The following is a 23,804-nucleotide window of genomic DNA, read 5'->3' on the forward strand; positions in this document are numbered from 1 at the left end:
GCCCCTGGATCTGATCCAGGGGCCCGGCCCTTCGTTCACTGCCGACGTGGCGCGGGCAGACCCGCGTCCGCTGCGGTCAGTTGTCGTCCTCGTCGATGAGGAAGCCGCGCATCGGGGACGGCGCCTGCTGCATCGGCTGCGGAGCCTGCGGCCGCACCGGGGCCATCGCCTGCGTCATCGCCGGCGGCATCTGCTGCTGACCGCCGCCGTAGGTGCCGTTCGACGGACCGCCGTGGCCCATGGACTGGTTGCCGCCCATGGTGTGGCCGCCCATGCTGCCGACACCCGCGCCGGCCGGGGACATCGCGGAGGACGACGGCAGCGACGGGGCGCTCGGGCCGCGCGGCGGCGCGAGCGAGTCGTCGGCCTGCGTCTCCAACTGGCGCAGCTGGCTCTCCAGGTACGACTTCAGGCGGGTGCGGTACTCGCGCTCGAAGCCCCGCAGGTCCTCGACCTTGCGCTCGAGGGTGGCGCGGGCGGACTCCAGGGAGCCCATCGCCACGCGGTGCTTCTCCTGCGCGTCCCGCTCCAGGGCGTCCGCCTTGGCACGGGCGTCGCGCTCCAGACCCTCGGCGCGGCTGCGGGCCTCACCGACGATCTTGTTGGCCTCGGAACGGGCCTCGGCGATCGCCTGGTCGGCGGTCTGCTGGGCCAGCGAGAGGACGCGCGCGGCGCTGTCGCCGCCGGGACCCTGCTGCGGGGCGTGCCCCATCGGACCGCCCATGGGGCCGCCCTGCATCGGGCCACCCATGGGGCCGCCCATCGGACCGCCCATGGGGCCGCCCTGCATGGGACCGGGGCCGCCGTGCTGCTGCATCTGCTGGTGCTGGGGGTGCTGCGGCTGGCCCTGGGGGCCGCCGAGCTGCTGCGGGCCGCCCTGCATCGGGCCGGGGCCGTGGCCGCCGGGACCCGCGGGCAGCTGCGGGGCGCCACCGGGGAGCTGGGGCGGGCCGCCCATCTGCTGGTGCTGCGGGTGCTGCGGCTGGTGCTGCTGCGGCGGCACCGGCTGCGGGCCCGATATCGCGGCGGGAACCGGCGCGCCGGGGCGCTGGTCCTGCTGCTCCGGCTTGCGCATGTTCTGCTGCTGCTGGTTCTGCGCCGCGGCCCGGGTCGCCGCGGCCAGCTTGGCGCGCAGGTCCTCGTTCTCGCGGAGCAGCCGGGTCAGTTCGGCTTCGACCTCGTCGAGGAAGGCATCGACCTCGTCCTCGTCATAGCCTTCTCGGAGGCGGACGGTCGTGAACTGCTTGTTCCGCACGTCCTCGGGGGTCAACGGCATCTCTTCACCTCAACGTTGTCGTCGGCATTCGGCAAGACCGTATCGTTCACGACCTGCTCACCAGTGCGATGAGGACCCAAACGATGATCATCAGTACGAAGAAGGACAGGTCGAGCGCCACGCCCCCGAGACGTAGCGGCGGGATGAACCGCCGCAGAAGCTTGAGCGGTGGATCAGTGACAGTGTAGGTGGCCTCCAGAACGACCACCATCGCCTTGCCCGGTTGCCACGAGCGGGCGAACTGGAAGACGTAGTCCATGACCAACCGGAAGATCAGCACGATGAGAAAACACATCAGCGCGATGTAGAGCACATCCCGTACAACGCCCATTTGGTGCGCTTCCCTCTCCCCTGATCTCGGTTCCCGTACCGGTGGTGCCGCGTCACAGCCGGTGAGGCCGTGTCTCAGCTCTGGTTGAAGAACCCGCCCTCTGCGATGCGGGCCTTGTCCTCCGCCGTGACATCGACGTTAGCAGGCGACAACAGGAACACCTTCTGCGTCACCCGCTCGATGCTCCCGTGCAGACCGAAGACGAGACCGGCCGCGAAGTCGACGAGTCGCTTCGCGTCCGTGTCGTCCATCTCCGTCAGATTCATGATCACGGGAGTGGCCTCGCGGAAGTGTTCCCCGATGGTACGGGCCTCGTTGTAGGTCCGGGGGTGGAGCGTGGTGATGCGGTAGGGCTCCCGCTCGGACACGACCTTGGGCATGATCACCGGTGCGTTCTTCTCCATGCTGTGACTCGTGCTCTGGCGTTCGGGTGTGATGGATGCCACGGGGGCGATTCGTGCCGGACGCCCGGTTTCAGCCGGAAGCTGAACCGGCTCGCGCCGGGCCGGTGCGGGCACCGCCCGTACGGGCTCGGGCTCCTCGTGGCGCTCCTGCGGTGCGGCCTGGTGCCGCCGCCGGTCCCGCTCGGGTTCGGGTTCGGGTTCGAACTCGTCGTCGGGGTCGAACCCCGGGCCGTCGTATCCGTCGTCCTCCACGAGGCCGAGGTAGACCGCCATCTTGCGCATCGCGCCGGCCATGCTCCGCTTCCTCCGCTCTGTGGTGGATCCCGTGTCACCGAGCTGCGGCGATCCACCCGGGCCGCCCGCCGATCTCGCCGATCAGTGGGGATGACCATATTTTCTGCCGTGGTCCGACTTGCTTGGCGACGTTACCCGAGCGGGGGACGGACGCCGAGTACCGCGCTGCCGACGCGCACATGTGTCGCACCGACCGCGACGGCCTCCTCCAGGTCCGCGCTCATCCCCGCCGAGACCATGGTCGCAGGCCCGTGCGTCGCGCGCAGGCGGGACGAGATTTCCATCAGCCGCTCGAAAGCGGCCCGTTGGCGCCCCGCGAACTCCCCCGCCAGCGGGGCGACCGTCATCAGACCGCCGAGCCGCAGCCCGTCGGCCGCCTCGACCGCGGCCGCCAACTCCTCGACGCCGTCGGGGGCCACACCGCCGCGGTCGCCGCGCGCGCCGACCTCGGCGTCGAGGGCGACCTGAATCAGCACCTCCGGCTCGCGGCCGGCGCGGACGGCCGCCGCGGACAGCGCGGTGACCAGCTTCGCGCGGTCCACCGACTGGACCACGTCGCTGTAGCCGATCACGGACCTCACCTTGTTCGTCTGCAACTGCCCGACGAAGTGCCAGGTCAGCGGCAGGTCGGCGCATGCGGCGGCCTTGGGGGCGGCGTCCTGGTCGCGGTTCTCGGCCACGTGCCGCACCCCGAGTTCGTGCAGCAGCCGGACGTCGCTCGCGGGGTAGGTCTTGGTGACCACGATCAGGGTCACCTCCTCCCGCTTGCGGCCCGCCGCCGCGCACGCGCCCGCGATCCGCTCCTCGACCCGCGCCAGGTTCGCCGCGAGTTCGGCCCTACGGTCCGTCATGTCGCCCCTGCCCGGCCTGTCCTTCGTCGTCCAGCCACACGTACCCCGCCAGGCGGCCGGTCGTGCGGTCGCGGCGGTAGGAGAAGTGATCACCCGATTCGCGGGTGCACACGGTCGAGAGCCGCCGGTCGAGCACACCGAGCCGGGCCAGTTGGGCGTCCACCCCGGCCGTGACGTCGACGGCGGGGGTGCCCCAGCTCGTCTCGGCCCAGGCGGCCGACTCGACCGCGGCGACCTCGGCACGCATCGCCTCGGGCACCTCGTAGCACCGGCCGCAGACGGCCGGGCCGGTGCGGGCCGTGATCCGGGCGGGGTCCGCGCCGAGCGCGGTCATCGCCTCGACGGCGGCGGGGACCACTCCGGCGACCATGCCCGGCCGCCCCGCGTGCGCCGCGCCCACCACCCCGGCGACGGGGTCGGCGAGCAGGACGGGGGTGCAGTCGGCGGTGAGGACCGCGAGGGCGAGGCCGCGCCGGGCGGTGACGACCGCGTCCACGCGGCGGCTCTCCCCCGCGGGCGTCGGCCCGTCGACCACGGCGACGTCCCGGCCGTGCACCTGGTCCATCCACACCACCCGGGCCGGGTCGAGGCCGATCGCCTCGGCGACCAGCTTCCGGTTGGCCAGGACGGCGGCGGGGTCGTCGCCGACGGCGCCGCCGAGGTTCAGGTCCTCGTACGGAACGGCGCTCACCCCGCCCCACCGGTCGGTGAAGGCGAAGTGGGCGCCGCCCGCGGGGTCGTGCCGCGCTATCACTTGAGGAAGTCCGGCACGTCCAGCTCGTCGAGGGCGGGGACGCCCTCCTGGTACGGGCGGGCCGGCGGGACCTGCGGCGCGGCGGCGGGCTGCGAGGGCAGCTCGCTGACCGGGGCGGGCTCGGGCGCCTTGGCCGGCTCCTCCTCCCGGGCGGTGACGCTGCCGAGGCCGCCGTAGGCGGGCCGCTCGGGGCGGGCCGGGGCCGGCTCGTCGCGCTTGTTGGACGAGGAGGCGCCGATGACGTTCTCCCGCTTGGCGGGCGGCTGGCCGCCGTCGAAGCCCGCCGCGATGACCGTGACCCTGACCTCGTCGCCGAGCGCGTCGTCGATGACCGCGCCGAAGATGATGTTGGCCTCGGGGTGGGCCGCCTCGCTGACCAGCTGCGCGGCCTCGTTGATCTCGAAGAGACCGAGGTCGGATCCGCCGGAGATGGAGAGCAGCACCCCGCGGGCGCCGTCGATGGAGGCCTCCAGGAGCGGCGAGGAGATCGCCATCTCCGCGGCGGCCACCGCGCGGTCGTCGCCGCGGGCCGAGCCGATGCCCATCAGCGCGGAACCGGCCTCGGACATGACCGACTTGACGTCGGCGAAGTCCAGGTTGATCAGACCGGGGGTGGTGATGAGGTCGGTGATGCCCTGGACGCCGGAGAGCAGGACCTGGTCCGCGGACTTGAACGCGTCCAGGACGCTGACCTGGCGGTCCGAGATGGACAGCAGGCGGTCGTTGGGGATGACGATCAGGGTGTCGACCTCTTCGCGCAGCTGCGCGATGCCGTCCTCCGCCTGGTTCGCCCGGCGGCGGCCCTCGAAGGTGAAAGGCCGGGTGACCACACCGATCGTCAGGGCGCCGAGCGAGCGGGCGATGTTCGCCACGACGGGCGCGCCGCCCGTTCCGGTGCCGCCGCCCTCACCGGCGGTGACGAAGACCATGTCGGCCCCCTTGAGGACCTCCTCGATCTCCTCGCGGTGGTCCTCGGCGGCCTTGCGGCCGACGTCCGGGTTGGCGCCGGCGCCGAGGCCGCGGGTGAGTTCACGGCCGACGTCGAGCTTGACGTCGGCGTCGCTCATCAACAGAGCTTGAGCGTCGGTGTTGATGGCGATGAACTCGACGCCCTTGAGACCGACCTCGATCATCCGGTTGATGGCATTGACACCACCGCCGCCGACACCGATGACCTTGATGACTGCGAGGTAGTTCTGCGGTGCTGCCACGTCGAAGGCCTCTCGCCTCGAGTTACGTGTCGCCCGCCGCGCCGTGCTGCGCGACGGCGACTGATGCCGAATTGGGACGGTTCCGAACGCCGACCCGAACCCCGTTGTCGAACTTCAGGGTTACCAGTGTGTCTGTTCCGATGACTGTTCCGAACAGGACACTAAGTCGACTTGTGGCGCGGGTTCAACGAACACGCCGAACCTCCCGTTTTTCTTTTCACCCTATGTGATCAGGCATATCTCTGGCCAACCAGGGTCGTGCCCGGCACCCGCGCCCGTCAACTCCCCGACGAAGCGGGCGATCCGGGCGCACTGACGTCGAAGTGCCGGGCCTTCGGGGTCGCTTCGAGCAGGCGGGTGAGCACGTCGGCCTTCGCCCGGCCCTCCTCGGAACTCCCCCAGTCCACCCGGCGCCCGCCGTCGAGTTCCAGGCTGAACGCGTCGAAGGAACTGACCGCGATGGTACGGGTCCGGGCGGCGACGGGGGCGGGAATCGAGTCGGCCACCGCCACCGCCTCGCGCAGCAGCCGGTCGGTGCCGAAGCGGCGCAGGCTCGGGGAGCGCGCGGTGTTCAATTCGAGCCGGGGGACGCCCTCGGGGGCGCGGTCGACGGTCGCGAATCGGCGGCCGGCGGCGTCCACCTCGATGAACTCGCCGCCCTTTTCGATGAGCAATACCGCTTGCCGCTCGGTCACTTCGAGGACGAAATCGTTCGGCCACGACCGTTCGGCGGTCACGGATTCCACCCGGGGCAGTGCCCGGCGGATCCGCTGCTCGACCTCGTCGGTGTCCACCGAGGCCATCGGGAGGCCGGTGGGCACGTCCGCCGCCTGTCGCACCTCGCCCGGGGCGAGCACCTCGACGCCGGCGACGCGGACCTTCTCGACGCGCAGCCAGGTCGAGCCGTACAGGGCCCAGAGGGCGAACCCGCCGAGCAGGAGCGCGGCGCCGAACACCAGGGCGGTGAGCCGGGGGTAGGGCAGGCGCAGGCGGCGCCCCGGCCGCGGGGGCCGGGGCGGGCCGGACTCGGGTGCGGTGCGCTCGTCGCGCTCTGCGGTGCTCGGTCCGGCCACGCTCCTGCCTTTCGTCGCGGCCCGCCCGGCGGGCCGATGCCGGCCGCGGGGGCGGCCGGCTAGTGGTGGTGCCGGCCGCCGATCGCCTCGCGGACCATGGCGACGAGCAGGTCGTCGGCGTCCCGGCGGCCGAACTCGGCGGCCGCGCGGGACATCTCGTACAGCCGGTGCGGGTCGGTGAGCACCGGGAGGACCTCGCTCTGCACCCACTCCGGCGTCAGGTCCGCGTCGTCGACGAGGAGTCCGCCGCCGGCCTTGACCACCGGCTGGGCGTTCAGCCGCTGTTCGCCGTTGCCGATGGGCAACGGGACGTAGGCGGCCGGGAGCCCGACGGCGGAGAGCTCGGCGACGGTCATCGCGCCCGCGCGGCAGAGCATCATGTCGGCCGCGGCGTAGGCGAGATCCATCCGGTCCACGTACGGTACCGGGATGTAGGGGGGCATTCCCGGCATGTTGTCGACGCGCGGCAGTTCGTTCTTCGGGCCGACCGCGTGCAGCACCTGGATCCCGGACTGCTGGAGCCAGGGCACGACCCGCTGGACCACCTCGTTGAGGTGGCGGGCGCCCTGCGAGCCGCCGGAGACCAGCAGGGTCGGCAGGCCCGGGTCGAGGCCGAAGGCGGCGCGCGCCTCGGGGCGGACGGCGCCCCGGTCGAGGGTGGCGATGGTCCGGCGCAGCGGGATCCCGATGTAGCGCGCGCCCCGCAGCTTGCTGTCGGGGGTGGAGACGGCGACGCCGGCCGCGTACCGGGAGCCGATCTTGTTGGCGAGGCCGGGCCGGGCGTTCGCCTCGTGGACCACGATCGGCACGCCGAGCCGCTTGGCGGCCAGGTAGCCGGGCAGCGCGACGTACCCGCCGAAGCCGACGACGCAGTCGGCCTTGGTGCGCTCCAGGATCTGCTCGGCGGCCTTGATGGTGCCGCGCAGCCGTCCGGGGACGGTGATCAGCTCGGGGGTGGGCTTGCGGGGCAGCGGGACGGCGGGGATGAGTGCGAGGTCGTAGCCCCGCTCGGGCACCAGCCTCGTCTCCAGGCCGCGTTCCGTGCCCAGCGCCGTGATCCCCACGGTGGGGTCCTGCCTGCGCAGGGCGTCCGCGAGGGCGAGCGCCGGCTCGATGTGGCCGGCGGTCCCCCCACCGGCGAGTACGACATGCACCGAAATTCACCGCTCTCCGGACGGACGCGTCGTCCTGGCGCGCCGTCGCATCGTCTTCTCGTCCTTCACACTGCGCCCTGCCCGCTTCCTGCCGAGGACAGGCTGCCGCATCGCCAGCGCCGCCCGGGCGGCGGGCTCCTCGCGCGCGAACGCGATGAGGAGGCCGATGGCGAACATGGTCGGCAGCAGGGCGGAACCTCCGTACGAGAACAGCGGGAGGGGGACGCCGGCGATCGGCAGCAGGCCGAGTACCGCACCGATGTTGACCACGGCCTGGGCCGTGATCCAGGTGGTCACGCCTCCCGCGGCATAGCGTACGAAGGGGTCCTCCGTGCGTCCGGCCACGCGGATACCCGCATAGCCTAGAGCCGCGAACAGGGCGACCACCGACAGCGTCCCCGCCAGGCCCAGTTCCTCACCGGTGATGGCGAAGATGAAGTCCGTGTGCGGTTCGGGGAGTTGGCCCCATTTCTCCACGCTGGCACCGAGTCCGGATCCGAAGAGTCCGCCGGAGGCCAGCGCGTAGATCCCGTGCAGTCCCTGCCAGCACAGGTCGGCGGGGCCCGGTTCGGTGGCGCCGAGGCAGGCCAGGCGGGCCATCCGGTTGGGGCTGGTGGCGATGAACAGGACGCCGATGGCACCGGCGACGGCGAGGACGCCGGCGAAGAGCCGGGTGGGGGCGCCGGCCAGCCAGAGCAGCCCGAAGAGGATGGCGGTCAGGATGATCGCCGTGCCCATGTCCCCGCCGATCATGATGAGTCCCAGCAGCAGGAAGGCGACCGGGACCAGCGGGACCAGCATGTGCTTCCACTGGGTGAGCAGCCTGCGGTCGGACTTGCGCGCGAGCAGGTCGGCGCCCCAGAGGATGAGGACCAGCTTGGCGAACTCGCTGGGCTGGAGCTGGAAGGGGCCGAAGAGCTGGATCCAGTTCTGGTTGCCGTTGACCGCGTGCCCTATCCCCGGGATCTGCACCATCACCAGCAGGACCAGGGTGCCGAGCAGCATCGGGTAGGCGAGGCCGCGGTGGAGCTTGACCGGCATCCGCGAGGCGACCAGCAGGAGGGCGGTGCCGATCAGCGCGGCGAGGACCTGTTTGCGGAAGTAGTAGGTGGAGGGCAGGTCCCACTTCAGCGCGGTGATCATCGAGGCGGAGAAGACCATCACCAGGCCGAGGACGGTGATCAGCGCGGCGGAGCCGAGGATCAGGTAGTACGCGGTGAGCGGGCGGTCCCAGGCCCGCAGGGCCCGTCCGTGCAGCCGCCGCAGGGTGTTCCCGCGGGCGCCGGCCCGCGGCGCCCCGCCGGTGCGGCGGGGCGCACGGGCCGGGCGGCGCGGCTCGGACTTCGTCGACGGCATCGTGCGGCATCCCCTCCGCTCGTCCACGTGACGAGCGCGTCCGACGCCGGCTGGGCGTCCCTACGCGGTGGGGAGTTCGCGCACGGCGCGCGCGAACGCCTTCCCGCGCTCCTGGTAGTTGGTGAACATGTCCATCGAGGCGCAGGCCGGGGCGAGGAGCACCGTATCGCCCGGTCGGGCCAGCCGGGCGGCTTCCGCCACGGCGGCCGCCATCGCCCCAGTGTCGGTGCGGTCGAGGTCGGCGACCGGCACCTCGGGGGCGTGTCGCGCGAGGGCTTCGCGGATCAGGTGGCGGTCCGCGCCGATCAGGACGACGCCGCGGAGCCGGCCGGCCGCCGCCTCCACCAGCTCGTCGAAGACCGCGCCCTTGGCGAGCCCGCCGGCGATCCACACCACGTGCTCGTAGGACTTCAACGAGGCTTCGGCGGCGTGGGTGTTGGTGGCCTTGGAGTCGTCGACGTACGCCACCTCGGCGACGTCGGCGACGTGCTCGATGCGGTGCGGGTCGGGGCGGAAGGCGCGCAGTCCGTCGCGGACGGCGGCGGGGGCGACGCCGTAGGCGCGGGCGAGGGCTGCTGCGGCCAGCGCGTTGGCGATGTTGTGCGGGACCGGCGGGTTCAGGTCGGCGACCTCGGCCAGCTCCTGGGCCTGGCGCTGCCGGTCGGCCACGAACGCCCGGTCGACGAGGATGCCGTCGACGACGCCGACCTGGGAGGGGCCGGGGGTGCCGAGGGTGAAGCCGATGGCCCGGCAGCCCTCCTCGACGTCCGCCGCGCGGACCAGGTCCTCGGTGGCGGGGTCGGCCGCGTTGTAGACGCAGGCGACGGTGTTGCCCTCGTAGATCCGGCCCTTGTCGGCGGCGTAGGCGTCCATGCCGCCGTGCCAGTCGAGGTGGTCGGGGGCGAGGTTGAGGACGGCCGCGGAGTGGGCGCGCAGGCTCGGCGTCCAGTGCAGCTGGTAGCTGGAGAGCTCGACGGCGAGGACGTCGTGGGTCTCCTCGCCGGTGACCACGTCGATGATCGGGGTGCCGATGTTCCCGACGGCCGCGGTGCGCAGGCCCGCGGCGGCCAGGATCGAGGCGAGCATGCGGGTGGTGGTGGTCTTGCCGTTGGTGCCGGTGACCGCCAGCCAGGCGGCGGGCTCCCGGCCGTCCAGGCCGCGCAGCCGCCAGGCGATCTCGACGTCGCCGACGACGTCGACGCCGGCCGCCGCGGCGGCCGCGAAGAGCGGGCTGGAGGGGGGCCAGCCCGGGGAGGTGACGACCAGGTCGGTGCCGGGAGGAAGCGTTTCGGCATCTCCCAGCCGCACCGTGGCGCCCGCCTGCCTCAGCTCCGCCGCCCGCTCGCGCAGCCGCTCGCCGTCGCCGCCGTCCACGACGGTAACGTGCGCGCCGAGCGCGGTCAGCGCACGGGCGGCGCTGACGCCGCTGACGCCGAGTCCGGCGACCGTGACGCGCAGGTCCTTGAACTCCGAGGCGCCCGCGCTCACTTCTGGGCCGCCCAGCCGGCGTAGAAGACGCCGAGGCCGACGATCACGCACATGCCCTGGATGATCCAGAACCGGACCACGACGAGGACCTCGGACCACCCCTTGAGTTCGAAGTGGTGCTGGAGCGGCGCCATCCTGAAGACCCGCTTGCCGGTCAGCTTGAACGAGCCGACCTGGATGACGACCGACATGGTGATGAGGACGAACAGGCCGCCGAGGACGGCGATCAGGAGCTCGGTGCGGGAGCAGATCGCGAGGCCGGCGAGCGCGCCGCCGAGGGCGAGCGAGCCGGTGTCCCCCATGAAGATCTTGGCCGGCGAGGTGTTCCACCACAGGAAGCCGAAGCAGGAGCCCATGAGGGCCGCGGCGACGACCGCGAGGTCGAGCGGGTCGCGGACCTCGAAGCAGGCGCCGGGGTTGACCAGGGAGTCGGCGTTGGCGCAGGACTCCTGGAACTGCCAGACGCCGATGAACGTGTAGGCGCCGAAGACCATCACCGACGCGCCGGTGGCCAGGCCGTCGAGGCCGTCGGTGAGGTTCACGCCGTTGGACATCGCCAGGATCATGAACAGCGCCCAGACCACGAACAGGACGGGGCCGATCTTCCAGCCGAAGTCCGTGACGAAGGACAGCTTCGTCGAGGCGGGCGTCTGGCCCCGCTCGTCGGCGAACTGCAGGGCGAGCACGGCGAAGGCGATGCCGACGATCAGCTGACCGGACAGCTTCGCCTTGGCCCGCAGGCCGAGCGAGCGCCGCTTGACGATCTTGATGTAGTCGTCGAGGAAGCCGACCAGGCCCATCCCCGCGGTCAGGAAGAGCACCAGGAGGCCGGAGAACGTGGTGTCCTCGCCGGTGATCAGCTTCGTCAGGAAGTAGGCCGCCAGGGTGGCCAGGATGAAGGCGATGCCGCCCATGGTCGGGGTACCGCGCTTGGAGCCGTGGCTGCGCGGGCCGTCGTCGCGGATGTACTGCCCGTAGCCCTTGCGGGCGAGCAGCTTGATCAGCAGCGGTGTGCCGACCAGCGTCAGGAACAGGCCGATGACGCCGGAGAACAGGATCTGCCTCATGCCCGGCCGCCCTCCCCCGCCGCACCGTCGTCTTCCAGCAGCGCCGTGGCGACCGCTTCCAGACCGACGGACCTGGATGCCTTCACCAGCACGACGTCTCCCGGGCGCAGCTCACTGCGCAACAGGTCGATCGCCGCCCGTGCGTCGGACACGTGCACCGACTCCTCACCCCACGAACCCTCGTTGTAGGCGCCCAGTCGCAACCAGGACGCTTCCTGTCCCCCGACCGCGACGAGCTTGCTCACGTTGAGCCGGACGGCCAGCCGTCCGACCGCGTCGTGCTCGGCGAGCGACGCGTCACCGAGCTCGGCCATGGTGCCGAGCACCGCCCACGTGCGACGCCCCTTGCCCATGGCCACGAGCGCGCGCAGGGCGGCTCGCATGGACTCGGGGTTCGCGTTGTAGGCGTCGTTGACGATCCGTACGCCGTCGCCGCGCTCGCTGACCTCCATACGCCAGCGGGAGAGCGTGCCCGCCTCGCTGAGCGCGGTGGCGATCTCGTCCGCGGGCATGCCGATCACATGGGCGACGGCGGCCGCGGCAAGCGCGTTCGACACGTGGTGCTCACCGTACAGGCGCAGCTTCACGGCTCCGCACCCGGTGGGTGTGCGCAGGGTGAAAGAAGGGCGTCCGTCGTCCCCGAGCACCACGTCCTCGGCCCGGACGTCGGCGTCGGCGGCCTCGCCGAAGAGCGTGACGGGGGCCTTGGTGCGCGCGAACATGGCGCGGACCAGCGGGTCGTCGGCGTTGAGGATCGCGTGTCCGTCGGCGGGCAGCGCCTCGACGAGCTCGCCCTTGGCCTGCGCGATCTGCTCGCGGCCGCCGAACTCGCCGATATGGGCGCTGCCGACGTTGAGCACCAGGCCGATCGTGGGCGGGGTCAGACCGGTCAGGTAGGCGATGTGGCCGATGCCGCGGGCGCCCATCTCCAGGACCAGGTGGCGGGTGTCCTCGTCCGCGGTGAGCGCGGTGAGCGGCAGCCCGATCTCGTTGTTGAGCGAGCCGGGCGTCCAGACGGTGGGGGCGCGGTGCTGGAGCAGTTGGGCGATGAGGTCCTTGGTGGACGTCTTGCCGGCCGATCCGGTCAGCGCCACGACCTCGGTGCCCAGCCGGGTCACGACGGCCCGTGCGAGGCGGCCGAGCGCGGTGAGGACGTCGTCGACGACCACGGCGGGCACGCCGACGGGGCGGGTGGCCAGCACGCCGGCCGCGCCGGCCTCGACGACGGCGGCGGCGAAGTCGTGGCCGTCGACGCGCTCGCCGGCGAGGGCGACGAAGAGGCTGCCGGGCCGCACGTCACGGGAGTCGCGGACGACGGGTCCGGTGACGCGGACGGCGGCGGCGTCGGCGGTGTCGTGCGGCTGCCCGCCGACGATCTCGGCGATCTCGGCGAGGGAGAGGGTGATCACTCGGTCATCCCTGACTGTTGGTCTCGGCGGCGGCCCGGGGCCCGGGGTGGTCGGTTCCGGCGGCGAGAGCGGTGCTCTCCCCGGCGGACGGCTCGGCGGGGGCACGGAGAGCACTGCTCTCGCCCTCGGCGCGCAGGCTGTTCTCGATGGCGGCGCGCAGCACCTGGCGGTCGTCGAAGGGGCGGACCACTCCGGCGACGTCCTGGCCCTGCTCGTGGCCCTTGCCGGCGACGAGCACGGTGTCGCCCTTGCCCGCCCGGGCGACGACCGCGGCGATCGCGGCGGCCCGGTCCTCGAACACCTGGACCTCGCCACGCTCGTGGGCCGGCACCTCGGCGGCGCCGGTGAGCATGGCGGCGAGGATCGCGAGCGGGTCCTCGGAGCGCGGGTTGTCGGAGGTGAGCACGGCGGTGTCGGCGAGCCGGGCGGCGGCCGCGCCCATCGGGCCGCGCTTGGTGGTGTCGCGGTCGCCGCCGCAGCCGAGCACGATGTGCAGCCGGCCCTCGGTGACCTTGCGCAGCGCCCGCAGCACGGACTCCACGGCGTCGGTCTTGTGCGCGTAGTCGACCACCGCGAGGTACGGCTGCCCGGCGTCGATCCGCTCCAGTCGGCCGGGGACGCCCGGCACGGCGGCGATCCCGTCGGCGGCGGTCTGCGGGTCGACGCCCGCGACGGCCAGCGCGACGATCGCGGCGAGGGTGTTGGCGACGTTGAAGGGGCCGGCGAGCGGCGAACGGGCGGAGATCCGCTCGCCCTCCGGACCGACCGCGGTGAACGTCGAGTCCATGGGCCCGACGACGACGTCCTCGGCGTGCCAGTCGGCGTCCGGGTGGCCCTGGGCGGAGAAGGTGGTGACGGGCACGCCGCCCTCGCCGACGAGCCGGCGCCCGTACTCGTCGTCGTAGTTCACCACGCCCCGCCTGCTGCGGCGGGGGGTGAAGAGCTGGGCCTTGGCCCGGAAGTAGTCCTCCATGCCGGAGTGGAACTCCATGTGCTCCGGGCTGAGGTTGTTGAAGACGCCGACGTCGAAGACGCAGCCGTCGACCCGGCCGAGCACCAGCGCGTGGCTGGAGACCTCCATGGCGACGGAGTCGACGTCCCGCTCCCGCATGACCGCGAACAGCGCCTGCAGGTCGGGGGCTTCGGGGGTGGTGCGCTCCGACTTCACGGTGTCGTCGCCGACCCGCATCTCGACGGTGCCGATCAGCCCGGTGCGGTGTCCGGCGGCGCGCAGCCCGCCCTCCACCAGGTAGGCGGTGGTGGTCTTGCCGGAGGTGCCGGTGATGCCGATCTGGAGCAGGTCGTGGCCGGGGTGCCCGTAGATCGTCGCCGCGAGCTCGCCCATCCGGCCGCGCGGGTCGCCGACGGTGAGCACCGGGAGGCCGGTGGCGGCGGCGCGGTCGCCGCCGGCCGGGTCGGTGAGGATCGCGGCGGCGCCCAGCGAGGCGGCCTGGGCGGCGAAGTCCGCGCCGTGGAACCGGGCGCCGGGCAGGGCCGCGTAGAGGTCGCCGGGGCGGATGGCGCGCGAGTCGTGGGTGATGCCGGTGACCTCGCCGCCGTCGGCCACGGACCGGATGCCCAGCTGATCGGCGAGGTCCGCCAGCGGGGTGGGGCGGGTCTGCACCGGCCGCGGCGCTCCCGGGTAGGTCACAGGGGCGTCCTTCGGGGTGGTGGTGGACTGATCAGGGTGGGGCACGGCGGTGAGCGTACCGGGCGCACCGTCGCCATCGCGAAATGAGGGGGCCGGTTCCGCCGGGTCGGGAGTGATCATGGTCACGGGCGTCCCCGGTCAGTCCGCGGGCTCGAACTCGACGGGCAGCCGGGCCGGGGGCGCGCCGGTGGGCGGGGCCTGGAGGGACTTCAGGGCGAACTCCATGACCTTCTTGTAGACGGGCCCGCAGATCTGGCCGCCGAAGTAACTGCCCTTGGTGGGGTTCTGGATGGCGCAGTAGACGGTGACGCGCGGGGCGTCCGCGGGTGCGAATCCCGCGAACGAGGCGGTGTAGCCGTTGTAGCGGCCGGTCTCGGGGTCGACCCGGTTCGAGGTGCCGGTCTTGCCCGCCACCCGGTAGCCGGGGATGCGGGCCTTCACGCCGGTGCCCTGCTCGTCGTCGACGACCGACTCCAGCATCCTGGCCAGGGTCCTGGCGGTCGTCTCGCTGACCACCCGGGTCTTCTTCGGCACCGGGGCCGGGCTGAACCGGCCGTCGGGGCCCTTCGTGCCGCGCACCAGGCTCGGCTCGACGCGCACCCCGCCGTTGGCGATGGTCGAGTACACGGAGGCGGCCTGCATGGCGTTGAGCGAGAGGCCCTGGCCGAAGGGGATCGTGTACTGCTGGGAGGCGCTCCAGTCCTTCGGTCTCGCGAGCAGACCGGGCGTCTCGCCGGGGAATCCGAGGCCGGTCGGGGAGCCGAGGCCGAACTTCCGCAGGTAGGAGTGGAGGACCCGGTTGGCCTCGGGCTGGGTCTTCCCGAGCTGCTCGACGGCCAGGATGGTGCCGATGTTGCTGGACTTGGCGAGCACCCCGTTGAGCGTCAGGTACCAGGTGGGGTGGTCGATGTCGTCCTTGAAGGCGCGGTCGGCGCGCGGCAGCCGGTTGGGGACGGTGACGTGGGTGGAGGGGGAGGCGACGTTCTCCTCCAGGACCGCCGCCATCGACAGGACCTTGGCCGTCGAGCCGGGCTCGTAGACGTCCTGAAGGGCCGCGTTGCCGAGGGTGGCGGCGGTGGCGCCGGAGAGGTCGCCGGGGTCGAAGCCGGGGGCGTTGGCCATGGCGAGCACCTCGCCGGTGCGGGTGTCCTGGACGACGACGTAGCCGCGGTCGGCGTCGGACTCCTCCACCTGGTCGGAGATGGCCTGCTGGGCGGCCCACTGGATGTCCCGGTCGAGGGTCAGCTCGATGTCCGAGCCGGGGACGGCGGGGACCTCGGTGGAGCCGGCCGTGGGGACCTGGCGGCCGCCGGACTGGGCGTACCGGATCTTGCCGTCCTCGCCGGCGAGCTGCCGGTCGAACTTCGCCTCCAGGCCGCCGGCGCCCGCGCCGTCGTCGTTGACGAAGCCGAGCACGCCGGCCGCCAGCTCGCCGCCGGGGTAGACCCGCCGGGTGGCGGGCTCCTGGAGGACGCCGGCGAGGACGTTGGCCTCCTTCGTGGCGAAGACGGCCTTGAGGTCCTTGATCTGCTTCCAGACCTGCGGGGTCTGCCGCCTGGCCAGGACCTCGTAGCGGTCCTTCGGCCGGTCGAGCTTCTTCCGCAGGTCCTCCGGGTCCTCGTTCAGGATCGGGGCGAGCAGCGCCGCGGCCTGGGCGGGGGCGTCGGAGACCTTGGTGTGCTCCTCGGTGAACAGCGACGGGTCGGCGGTGATGTCGTGCGCGTCGACGCTGGTGGCGAGCTCGACGCCCCGCCGGTCGGTGATCCGGCCGCGCTCGGCGGCCAGCACGTGGGTGAAGTACCGGTTGACCTGGGCCTTGGCGGCGTAGGCCTCGGCGTCCACGGCCTGTACCTGGAGCAGCCGGACCACGAAGACCAGCATGACGAGGGTGAGGCCGAGGCTGACCAGGCGCAGCCGGGGGCGGGGGCTGCCCAGGCGCAGCGGTGCGGAGCGGCGCGGGGCGGGACGCCGGGCGGGCGGGCGCCCGCCGCCCCTCGGGGCGGGTCCGGCGGCGGGCCTGCGGGCGGGGCCGGGCACTCCGCGCCCCGGGGGCGTCCTACTCGTCACTCGGTCGCCTCCGGCGTGGGTGAGGGCGTGGTCGCGGCGCGGGACGCGGTCCGGCTCGGCGACGGCGACGGGTCGGCGGGGGACGCCGACGGGCTCGGGGCAGGCCGCGGTGCGGCGGGCGAGCCGCTCGCCGGGGCCTTCGAGCCGCGGACCGTGCCGTCGGGTTCGAGGAAGACGGGCGGGCCGCCGGGCGTCATGCCGAGCTCGCGGGCGCGCTGCTGCAGGGCGTCGGGGGCGGAGTAGGCGTCGATGTCCCGCTGCAGGGCCTGGCGTTCGTCGGTCAGCTCGGTGGTGTCGCGCTTGAGGTCGGAGAGCCGGAACGAGCCCTCGTTGAGCGCCGAGTTGAGCATGAGCAGGGTGATCAGGCCGCCGCCGAGGAGGACCACGACCAGGAGCACGAACGGGGTCCGGGCCGCGCTGCTGGTCCCGGCGGGCAGCAGGGCGGCGAGCCGCGCCGCCCGCCCCTTCAGCTGCGCCTGCTGCGTCACACGGCCTCCTCGCGGATGCGTTGCGCACCCCTCAGACGTGCCGGGGCGGCCCGGCGGTTCTCCGCGACCTCCTCCTCGGTGGGCAGTTCGGCGCCGCGGGTCAGGAGCTTGAGGCGGGGCTGGTAGCGCTCGGGGACGACCGGGAGACCGGGCGGGGCGGTGCTCGCCGCACCGGTCGCGAAGACCTGCTTGACGATCCGGTCCTCCAGCGACTGGTAGGAGAGCACCGCGATCCGCCCGCCCACGGCGAGCGCGGCGACGGCCGCCGGGATCGCCCGTTCGACGCTGGCCAGTTCGCCGTTGACCTCGATGCGCAGCGCCTGGAAGGTCCGCTTGGCCGGGTTGCCGCCGGTCCGCTTGGCGGCCTGCGGCAGCGCGTCGCGGATCAGCTCCACCAGCCGCGCGCTGTTCGTGAACGGCTCCCGCTCGCGCTCCCTGACCACGGCGGCGACGATCCGCTTGGCCTGCTTCTCCTCGCCGTACGCGCGCAGGATGCGGACCAGTTCGCCCGGCGGGTAGGTGTTGAGGACCTCGGCGGCGCTGATCCCGGCGGACTGGTCCATCCGCATGTCGAGCGGCGCGTCCTGGGCGTACGCGAAGCCGCGGTCGGCCTCGTCGAGCTGCATGGAGGAGACGCCGAGGTCGAACAGGACGCCCTGGACGCGGGGGATCTCCAGCCGCTGGAGGACCTCCGGCAGCTCGTCGTAGACCGCGTGGACGAGCGTGGCCCGCTCGCCGTAGGGCGCGAGCCGCTCGGTGGAGAGGCGCAGCGCCTCCTTGTCGCGGTCGAGCGCGACGAGCCGGGCGGCGGGGAAGGTGGCCAGGAGGGCCTCGCTGTGGCCGCCGAGGCCCAGGGTGCAGTCGACGACGACGGCTCCCGGCTCGGCGAGGGCCGGGGCCAGCACGTCCAGACACCTCTGGAGCATCACGGGGACGTGTCGGGTCTGGCTCATGCGCCCTCTCAGGTCCGGCGCCGCGGGGCGCCCGCACGGGCCGCGTCCGCGGGTTCGTTCGGTAGATCGTCGTGCGGGGATCGGGGGACCGGAATCGCCCCGGGCAGCACAGTAGTCCACCCGGCCGCGCGGGTGGCCGACCGGCCCGCACGCCGCGCGTCCCGGGGACGATACGGTCTGGACCATGACGACTTCCGCCACCCCTCCCGCCGGCTCCTCCGTCACCGACCAGCTCGTCGACGCGAACCAGCGGTACGCCAAGGCCTTCACCGACCCCGGCATGGACGCCCGGCCCGTCCGCAAGGTCGCGATCGTGGCCTGCATGGACGCCCGGCTCGACCTGTTCGCCGCGCTCGGCCTCGACCTCGGCGACTGCCACACCATCCGCAACGCCGGCGGGGTGGTGACCGACGACGTGCTGCGCTCGCTGACCATCAGCCAGCGCGCGCTCGGCACCCGCAGCGTGGTGCTCATCCACCACACCGGCTGCGGCCTGGAGAGCCTGACCGAGGACTTCCGGCACGAGCTGGAGATGGAGGTCGGCCAGCGGCCGGCCTGGGCGGTGGAGTCCTTCCGCGACGTCGACCAGGACGTCCGGCAGTCGATGCAGCGGGTCCGGACCTCGCCGTTCCTCGTCGAGACCGGCGACGTCCGCGGTTTCGTCTTCGACGTGCGGACCGGTCTCCTGCGCGAGATCGACGGCGCTTCCTGAGGGTCCGGTGGGTCGGCAGCCCGCCGCCGCGGCGGCGGGCCACCCCTGCGCGACGATGAAAAGCCGCAAATCCTCCTATGACGCGGCCACTTGCCCGCAGGCGAGTGACACGAAGCGGTAACGGCATCAAGAATGCTGGAGTGGCACCGGCGTCCGGAACGAATCGGCGGCGGTGTCCGTACTTCACATGGGGTACCCCCTGCTCCTCCGGAGCGCGGGTAAGGGCCGGGCCGCTCGTTGTCGGGCCCCGGTCCCTGGGAACGGGGCCTAGGAGGGCCGGGTGACGACCTATGACGATCGAGCGAGCCTCACGGATCTGACCACCACGGTGGAGCGTGTCCGCAGGTCGGTGGAAGGAGTGATCGAGGGCAAGCCCGAGGTCGTCCGGATGTCGTTGACGGTGCTGCTCGCCGAGGGACACCTGCTGATCGAGGACGTCCCCGGCGTCGGCAAGACCATGCTCGCCAAGGCGCTCGCGCGGTCCATCGACTGCTCGGTGCGCCGCATCCAGTTCACCCCCGACCTGCTGCCGTCGGACATCACCGGGGTGAGCGTCTACGACCAGCAGCGCGGGGAGTTCGAGTTCAAACCGGGCGCGGTCTTCGCCCAGATCGTCATCGGCGACGAGATCAACCGCGCCTCCCCCAAGACCCAGTCGGCACTCCTGGAGTCCATGGAGGAGCACCAGGTCTCCATGGACGGCCACACCTACGAGCTGCCCAGCCCGTTCATGGTGGTGGCCACCCAGAACCCGGTCGAGATGGAGGGCACCTACCCGCTGCCCGAGGCCCAGCGCGACCGCTTCATGGCCCGCGTCTCCATCGGCTACCCCTCCCCCGAGGCCGAGCTCCAGATGCTCGACGTCCACGGCGGCGTCTCGCCGCTCGACGACCTCCAGCCGGTGGCGCACGCGCACGAGATCCTGAAGCTGATCGACGCGGTCCGCGCGGTGCACGTCGCCGAGGCCGTCCGCCGCTACGCCGTGGACCTCGTCGCCGCGACCCGCCGGCACCCCGACCTCAGACTCGGCGCGTCGCCCCGCGCGACGCTGCACCTGCTGCGCGCGGCCAAGGCGTCGGCCGCCCTCGCCGGCCGCGAGTACGCGCTGCCGGACGACGTCCAGCAGCTGGCCGTCGCGGTCCTCGCCCACCGGCTCCTGCCGACCGCGCAGGCCCAGCTCAACCGGCGCACGGCGGAGCAGGTCGTCCTCGACATCCTGCAGCGCACCCCCGTGCCGCAGGCGGGCTCGCCCGCCGGCCGGACCGCCCCGCCGGCCTACCGGCAGCCGCCGGCCGGCCGGGGGTACTGATGACGGCCGGGGAGCCGTACGTCCCGCCCCCGGCGGCCGGCGGCCCCCCGCCGTACGCCCCGGCCGCGGCCCCCGACCCGCGCACCGGGACGCCGGGGCACGCGCCGCCGGGCGAGGAGGACCAGGGCGGTCTGTGGTCGGCCCTCGGCGGCCTCACCACGCGCGGGCGGTCGTTCCTCGCCGCCGGCATCGCGGCGGCGATCTGCGCCTACGTGCTCGGGCAGGGCGACCTGCTGCGGGTCGGGCTGCTGCTCGCCGTCCTGCCGCTGCTGTGCACCGTCGTGCTCTTCCGCACCCGTTACCGGGTGGCCGGCAGCCGCCGGCTCACCCCGGACCGGGTGCCCGCGGCCACCGAGGCCCGCGTCCACCTGCGGGTGGACAACGTCTCCCGGCTCCCCACCGGCCTGCTCATGCTCCAGGACCGCGTGCCGTACGTGCTCGGCCCGCGGCCGCGGTTCGTGCTCGACCGGGTGGAGCCGGGCGGCAAGCGCGAGGTGTCCTACCGGGTCCGCTCAGACCTGCGCGGCCGCTACCCGCTCGGACCGCTGCAGCTGCGGCTGACCGACCCGTTCGGCATGTGCGAACTCACCCGCGGCTTCAGCGCGTTCGACACCCTGACCGTCATCCCGCGCACCGAGGCGCTGAGGCCGATCCGGATGACCGGCGAGGCCAAGGGGTACGGCGAGGGCCGCAACCGCTCGCTCGCGCTGGCCGGCGAGGACGACGTCATCCCCCGCGGCTACCGCTACGGCGACGACCTGCGGCGGGTCCACTGGCGCTCCACCGCCCGGCACGGCGAGCTGATGGTGCGCCGCGAGGAGCAGCCGCAGCGCGCCCGCGCCACGGTCCTCCTCGACACCCGGCGCCGCGGCTACGTGGGCGCCGGCCCCGACTCGGCGTTCGAGTGGGCGGTCTCCGGCGCCGCCTCCGCGCTGGTGCACCTCCTCGAACGCGGCTTCTCCGTCCGCCTGCTGACCGACACCGGCAGCTCCGTGCCGGGCGAGGGCGGTGACGGCTTCGCCGGCGCCACCAGCGAGTCGGCCGACGCGGCCGGCCTGATGATGGACACCCTCGCGGTCGTGGACCACTCCGAGGACCCCGACAGCGGCCTCGCGCGCGCCTACGACGTGCTGCGCGGCGGCGGCGAGGGCATGCTCATCGCTTTCCTCGGCGACCTCGACGAGGCGGAGGCCGCGGTGGCGGCCCGGATGCGGCAGCGCAGCGGCGCCGCGCTGGCGTTCGTCCTGGACTCCGAGGCGTGGGCGCAGGGCTCGGGCGAGGCGCCGGCCGGCCGGTTCGAGGACCGGCTGCGGCAGTTGCGGGACAGCGGCTGGACGGCGGTCGCGGTGCCGCCGGGCGCCTCGCTGACCGAGCTGTGGGACGGCCTCGACGCCCAGCGGCTCGGCACGGGCAGCGCGGCCACGGGAACGACGACGGGTGGGAGCTGGTCATGAGCGGTCGCGCACGGCTGACGGCGGGGGCCTACGCGGCCACCCTCCTGGCGGCCCTCTCGCTGCTGCCCCTGGTGGATCCGGCGATCTGGCTCTTCCAGGCGGCGTTCCTGCTGGCCGTCCAGACCGGGGCGGGCGTCCTGGCCCGCCGGGTGCCGCTGGCGCGCCCGCTGACGGTGCTCGTCCAGGCGCTGGTCACCCTCCTGCTGGTCACCCTGGTCTTCGCGCACGACCGGGCGGTCGCCCTGGTGCTGCCGGGACCGGACGCGTTCGCCCGCCTCGGCGACCTCCTGCGCTCCGGGTTCGAGGACGTCGGCCAGTACTCGATCCCCGCCCCCGACACCGACGGCATCACGCTGATGCTGGTCGGCGGGGTGCTCGTCGTCGGCCTGCTGGTGGACGCGCTCGCGGTGACCTACCGCAGCGCCGCCCCGGCCGGGCTGCCGCTGCTCGCGCTGTACTCGGTCGCCGCGGGGCTCTCGCGCGGCGCCGGCTGGGTGTGGTTCGTGCTCGCGGCCGCCGGCTACCTGCTGCTGCTCCTGGCCGAGGGCCGCGACCGGCTCTCGCAGTGGGGGCGGGTCTTCGGCGGCGCGGCCGCCGGGCGGCGGTTCGGCGGCCAGGAGGCCGAGGGCGGGGCGGTGCTCGCGCCGGTCCGCACCGGGCGGCGGATCGGGGCGGTCGCGCTCGGCATCGCGCTCGTGGTGCCCGCCTCGCTGCCCGCCATGGAGGGCGGGCTGCTCGCGGGCAGCGGCAACGGCACCGGGGCGCTGGGCAACGGCGGCACGATCTCGGCGGTCAACCCGCTGGTCGCCCTGCAGGACAACCTGAACCAGCCGGTGGACCGCGAGGTGCTGCGCTACCGGACCGACTCGCAGGCGATCGCGGACCACTACCTGCGGATCGTGTCGCTCGACCAGTTCGACGGCACCGAGTGGAAGCCGTCCGAGCGGCCCGTCGAGGACGTCCCCGGGTCGCTCCCGCCGGTGTTCGGCCTGGACCGCGAGGTGAAGCGCACCGAGATCAGGACCTCCCTGACGGCGGACGACAAGTACGCCCAGGACTGGCTGCCGATGCCCTACCCGCCGACGCGGGTCGAGGGGCTCGACGGCCGCTGGCGCTACGAACCGGTCGGACGGACGCTGGTCGGCGACCGCGGCCAGAAGACCAGCGGGCAGTCCTACACCGTGCGGAGCCTGATCGTGGAGCCCACCCGCGCCCGCCTCGCGGCCGCGGGCCCGCCGCCGGCGGCGATCAGGCGCGAGTACACCAGGGTGCCCGGCAGCCTGCCCCCCGTCGTGGCCGAGACCGCCCGCCGGGTGACCGCGGGGGCGGACAACGACTACGAGCGGGCCGTCGCGCTCCAGGACTGGTTCACCACCGACGGCGGGTTCCTGTACGACACCCAGGTGCGGGCCGGCAGCGGGGCCCGGGCGATCGCCAACTTCCTGAAGCAGAAGCAGGGCTTCTGCGTGCACTTCTCGTTCAGCATGGCCGCCATGGCCCGGACGCTCGGCATCCCGTCCAGGGTCGCCGTCGGCTTCACGCCGGGCGCCCTGCAGGCGGACGGCAGCATGTCGGTGGGGCTGCGGGACGCGCACGCCTGGCCCGAGCTGTACTTCGAGGGGGTGGGCTGGACCCGCTTCGAGCCGACGCCCAGCCGGGGTTCGGAGCCGGACTACACCCGCGAGGAGGCCCCGGCGGCGGGCTCCAGCGAGGCACCCGCGCCGCGCCCCTCCAGCTCCGCGGCCGCCCCGTCGGCCGAGGAGAGCGTCTCCTCCAGCTGCCCGCCGAGCCAGCTCGGCCCGGGGGTGTGCGGTCCGACGCAGTCGGCGACGGCCGCGCAGAGCGGTGACGGCGGCCCGCCGTGGGGCACGGTCCTCGGCGTCGGGCTGCTCGCCGTGCTCGTGGTGCTGCTGCCGCTGTCCCCGATGCTGTGGCGGATCCGGGTACGGGCGGCCCGGCTCGGCTCCTCCGGCGGGCGGACCCCGGCCGACGCGGCGGCCAGGACCCTGGCGGCCTGGCAGGAGGTCAACGACGCCGCCTGGGACCACGGCATCCTGCCCGACGAGGCGCAGACGCCCCGTACGGCGGCGGCGCGGATCGCCCGTATCGGGCAGCTCGACGCGCCCGCGGCCCAGGCGGCGCACCGCGTCGCGCTGGCCGTGGAGCACGTCCTCTACGCGCCGGAGCCCCGGCAGGCGGCCGGGCTCGCGGACGACGTCGGCCTGATCGCGGCCGGTCTGCGGGCCGGCAGCAGCCGGTCCCTGCGGCTGCGCGCGCTGCTCGCCCCGCGTTCGGCCGCCCGGGTGGCGTGGGCGCTGTCCGGCCGGTGGGCGCGGCTGACGGGCGGGGTCGCGGAGCGGCTGCGGGGGTGGACGCGGTTCGTCCGTCCGGGTCAGCCGGGGCGGCAGGGCGGCTGAGGCGGAGGCCCCCCGGGGGCGGGACCGGAGCGGACCCGCCCCCGCCGGGAACGACGACGAAGGGGTGCGGGGCCCGTCCGGGCCC

20 protein-coding genes are annotated in these 23,804 nt (G+C 73.6%); 4 read left to right on the top strand and 16 right to left on the bottom strand.

Annotation, left to right across the window (positions count from 1 at the left end):
* Positions 1-76: 76 nt before the first annotated feature.
* The 16 genes from ACFWEG_RS20195 to rsmH all read right to left on the bottom strand — a co-directional run bounded on the left by ACFWEG_RS20195 (position 77) and on the right by rsmH (position 17,827).
* The gene (locus tag ACFWEG_RS20195; protein ID WP_387216933.1) at positions 77-1,276 is read right to left on the bottom strand and encodes a DivIVA domain-containing protein; all 1,200 of its coding nucleotides are present in this window, start codon (positions 1,274-1,276) and stop codon (positions 77-79) included.
* A 46-nt stretch (positions 1,277-1,322) separates the two neighbouring features.
* Positions 1,323-1,607: a YggT family protein gene (locus ACFWEG_RS20200; protein WP_387216935.1), complete on the bottom strand. Its 285-nt coding sequence runs from the start codon at positions 1,605-1,607 to the stop codon at positions 1,323-1,325.
* Positions 1,608-1,681: 74 nt separating this feature from the next.
* Positions 1,682-2,305 carry a cell division protein SepF gene (locus tag ACFWEG_RS20205; protein WP_387216937.1) on the bottom strand — a complete coding sequence of 208 codons (624 nt, stop codon included), beginning with the start codon at positions 2,303-2,305 and terminating at the stop codon, positions 1,682-1,684.
* A gap of 131 nt (positions 2,306-2,436) precedes the next feature.
* A complete protein-coding gene (locus ACFWEG_RS20210) occupies positions 2,437-3,156 on the bottom strand; it encodes a YggS family pyridoxal phosphate-dependent enzyme (protein ID WP_387216939.1) in 720 nt (239 codons plus the stop codon).
* Positions 3,143-3,910: a peptidoglycan editing factor PgeF gene (pgeF, locus tag ACFWEG_RS20215; RefSeq protein WP_387216941.1), complete on the bottom strand. Its 768-nt coding sequence runs from the start codon at positions 3,908-3,910 to the stop codon at positions 3,143-3,145. The genes ACFWEG_RS20210 and pgeF overlap by 14 nt, the downstream gene beginning before the upstream one ends.
* Positions 3,907-5,121 (bottom strand): cell division protein FtsZ, encoded by a 1,215-nt coding sequence (gene ftsZ, locus ACFWEG_RS20220; RefSeq protein WP_387216943.1) that lies wholly within the window; start codon positions 5,119-5,121, stop codon positions 3,907-3,909. The genes pgeF and ftsZ overlap by 4 nt, the downstream gene beginning before the upstream one ends.
* 278 nt (positions 5,122-5,399) lie before the next feature.
* Entirely contained in the window at positions 5,400-6,194 is a 795-nt protein-coding gene (locus ACFWEG_RS20225; protein ID WP_387216945.1) for a cell division protein FtsQ/DivIB, read from the bottom strand.
* A 59-nt stretch (positions 6,195-6,253) separates the two neighbouring features.
* Positions 6,254-7,348 carry an undecaprenyldiphospho-muramoylpentapeptide beta-N-acetylglucosaminyltransferase gene (gene murG / locus ACFWEG_RS20230; protein WP_387216947.1) on the bottom strand — a complete coding sequence of 365 codons (1,095 nt, stop codon included), beginning with the start codon at positions 7,346-7,348 and terminating at the stop codon, positions 6,254-6,256.
* 6 nt (positions 7,349-7,354) lie between these two features.
* On the bottom strand, positions 7,355-8,704 hold the full coding sequence (gene ftsW / locus ACFWEG_RS20235; protein ID WP_387216949.1) for a putative lipid II flippase FtsW: 1,350 nt from the start codon (positions 8,702-8,704) through the stop codon (positions 7,355-7,357).
* A gap of 60 nt (positions 8,705-8,764) precedes the next feature.
* Entirely contained in the window at positions 8,765-10,192 is a 1,428-nt protein-coding gene (gene murD / locus ACFWEG_RS20240; protein WP_387216951.1) for a UDP-N-acetylmuramoyl-L-alanine--D-glutamate ligase, read from the bottom strand.
* A complete protein-coding gene (gene mraY / locus ACFWEG_RS20245; protein WP_387216953.1) occupies positions 10,189-11,259 on the bottom strand; it encodes a phospho-N-acetylmuramoyl-pentapeptide-transferase in 1,071 nt (356 codons plus the stop codon). Before mraY ends, murD begins: the two co-directional genes overlap by 4 nt.
* Positions 11,256-12,668, bottom strand: a complete 1,413-nt coding sequence (murF, locus tag ACFWEG_RS20250) for a UDP-N-acetylmuramoyl-tripeptide--D-alanyl-D-alanine ligase (protein WP_387216955.1) — start codon at positions 12,666-12,668, stop codon at positions 11,256-11,258. The genes mraY and murF overlap by 4 nt, the downstream gene beginning before the upstream one ends.
* 4 nt (positions 12,669-12,672) lie before the next feature.
* The gene (locus ACFWEG_RS20255; protein ID WP_387216957.1) at positions 12,673-14,445 is read right to left on the bottom strand and encodes a UDP-N-acetylmuramoyl-L-alanyl-D-glutamate--2,6-diaminopimelate ligase; all 1,773 of its coding nucleotides are present in this window, start codon (positions 14,443-14,445) and stop codon (positions 12,673-12,675) included.
* A gap of 12 nt (positions 14,446-14,457) precedes the next feature.
* Entirely contained in the window at positions 14,458-16,386 is a 1,929-nt protein-coding gene (locus ACFWEG_RS20260; protein ID WP_387216959.1) for a peptidoglycan D,D-transpeptidase FtsI family protein, read from the bottom strand.
* Complete coding sequence (locus tag ACFWEG_RS20265; protein ID WP_387216961.1) at positions 16,383-16,874, bottom strand: cell division protein FtsL; 492 nt, start codon at positions 16,872-16,874, stop codon at positions 16,383-16,385. Before ACFWEG_RS20265 ends, ACFWEG_RS20260 begins: the two co-directional genes overlap by 4 nt.
* Positions 16,871-17,827 (bottom strand): 16S rRNA (cytosine(1402)-N(4))-methyltransferase RsmH, encoded by a 957-nt coding sequence (gene rsmH / locus ACFWEG_RS20270; protein WP_387216963.1) that lies wholly within the window; start codon positions 17,825-17,827, stop codon positions 16,871-16,873. The genes ACFWEG_RS20265 and rsmH overlap by 4 nt, the downstream gene beginning before the upstream one ends.
* Before the next feature lie 184 nt (positions 17,828-18,011).
* On the opposite strand from rsmH, the gene ACFWEG_RS20275 reads away from it, so the two are divergent.
* From ACFWEG_RS20275 to ACFWEG_RS20290, 4 genes are all read left to right on the top strand, one after another.
* Positions 18,012-18,539, top strand: a complete 528-nt coding sequence (locus ACFWEG_RS20275) for a beta-class carbonic anhydrase (protein WP_387216965.1) — start codon at positions 18,012-18,014, stop codon at positions 18,537-18,539.
* 280 nt (positions 18,540-18,819) lie between these two features.
* Positions 18,820-19,848, top strand: a complete 1,029-nt coding sequence (locus tag ACFWEG_RS20280) for an AAA family ATPase (RefSeq protein ID WP_387216967.1) — start codon at positions 18,820-18,822, stop codon at positions 19,846-19,848.
* Entirely contained in the window at positions 19,848-21,302 is a 1,455-nt protein-coding gene (locus ACFWEG_RS20285) for a DUF58 domain-containing protein (protein WP_387216969.1), read from the top strand. The genes ACFWEG_RS20280 and ACFWEG_RS20285 overlap by 1 nt, the downstream gene beginning before the upstream one ends.
* Positions 21,299-23,719, top strand: a complete 2,421-nt coding sequence (locus ACFWEG_RS20290; RefSeq protein WP_387216971.1) for a transglutaminaseTgpA domain-containing protein — start codon at positions 21,299-21,301, stop codon at positions 23,717-23,719. Before ACFWEG_RS20285 ends, ACFWEG_RS20290 begins: the two co-directional genes overlap by 4 nt.
* Positions 23,720-23,804: the final 85 nt, after the last annotated feature.

The organism is Streptomyces sp. NPDC060194, assembly GCF_042728285.1.
Lineage (GTDB): Bacteria > Actinomycetota > Actinomycetes > Streptomycetales > Streptomycetaceae > Streptomyces.